The following is a 1514-nucleotide window of genomic DNA, read 5'->3' on the forward strand; positions in this document are numbered from 1 at the left end:
CTGCTCGACACCGCCGCCGCCGCACCGGCCAGCGCCGCCACCGCCGCCGCCGCACCGGCCGCCGTGCTGCTGTCCGCGGACGTCTCGGCCGTGGACGTCACGACGCTGCGCGCCGGCACCCTGGGCGCGCTCAACGCCTACCGCGCCGGCCTGGGGCTGGGCGCCGTGGGGCGCGACGGGCGCCTGGACGCCAAGGCGCAGGCCTGGGCCGACCACATGGCGCGCACCGGCTCCTTCGTGCACAACCCCGACCTGTCCTACCCGGCGGGGCTGGGCGGCAACTCCGAGATCATCCTCAAGGCCGGGGTGGACAACGGCTCCCCGGAGGTCGCCGTGCGCGCCTGGGCGGGCAGCGCACCGCACCAGCGGGTGATGGCCACGCGGGAGATGACGCTGGCGGGCATCGGCGTGGCGCGCGTGGGCCGCGACGTGTACTACGTCGTCAACTTCGGCTACCCGGTGGCGGCGCCGCCGATGACGTTCCGGCGCGGGGCGACGCAGGTGCAGGTGGGTGGGGCGATCCTGGACACCTACCGGGCCGCCGGGCTGGACCGCGGGGTGGTGGGCTGGCCGGTGACCGGCGAGTACCCGGTGCCCGGCGGGCGCGGGCAGGCCTTCGACCGGGCCTCCATCTACTGGAGCCCGGCCACCGGCGCGCACGTGGTGCGCGGGGCGATCCGGGACCGGTGGGCGTCGATGGGCTGGGAGGGCGGCTGGCTGGGGTTCCCCACCAGCAGCGAGTTCGGCGTCCGCGGTGGCGCGGTGCAGCGCTTCGCCGGGGGGCTGGTGTACTACAGCCCCGCCACGGGGGCGCAGGCGCTGCGCGGGGCGATCCTCGACGCCTACGGGCGCACCGGCTTCGAGAACGGCCGCCTGGGGTTCCCGGTGACCGGTGAGGTGGCGCTGCGCGGCGGCGCGTACGCCGCGTTCCAGGGCGGCTCGATCTACTGGAGCCGGGCCACCGGCGCCCACGTCGTCCTCGGCGCCGTGCGCGAGGCGTGGGGGCGGGCGGGCTGGGAGACGGGCCGGCTGGGCTGGCCGCGCAGCGGGGAGTACGCCGTGCCCGGTGGGGTGCGCCAGGACTTCACCGGCGGCTCGCTGACGTACACCTGGGCCACCGGCACGGTCACCGAGACCCGCTGAGCGCCCCCTTCAGCGCCCTGCGTCGCCGGGCGCCGCGCGGCCACCGGCCGCGGTGGGTGCTCCAGGCACCGGCCGGATCTGCCGATGGTGACAGCGGACGTTTCCACACGCGATGGGTGAGCATGGACACGCAGACCAACCAGGTGCACCGGCAGCAGCGGCACGCCCACCGGGGCGGGCCGCTGAGGCGGCTGCGGGGCGCCTCCGGCGCCCTGAGCCTGCTGCTGGCCGCGGCGCTGCCGGCCGCGACGGCCACGACGATGCTGGTGCTGGAGAGCCGCGACGACGAGCGCACCGCCGCCCGGCTGCTGGCCGGTGAGCTCGGCGGGCGCACCGCGGACCTGCTGGAGCTGACCGCGGCGCAGTGGCGC

General features: G+C 77.4%; 2 protein-coding genes. Both read left to right on the top strand.

The features are described from left to right. On the top strand, nucleotides 1–1143 hold a 1143-nt coding region (locus ABEB16_RS11810; protein ID WP_345712446.1), incomplete at its 5' end, for a CAP domain-containing protein. A gap of 116 nt (nucleotides 1144–1259) precedes the next feature. Next, a partial coding sequence (locus ABEB16_RS11815; RefSeq protein WP_345712447.1) for a hypothetical protein occupies nucleotides 1260–1514 on the top strand: 255 nt, incomplete at its 3' end.

It is taken from the genome of Kineococcus glutinatus (assembly GCF_039542765.1).
Classification (GTDB): domain Bacteria; phylum Actinomycetota; class Actinomycetes; order Actinomycetales; family Kineococcaceae; genus Kineococcus_A; species Kineococcus_A glutinatus.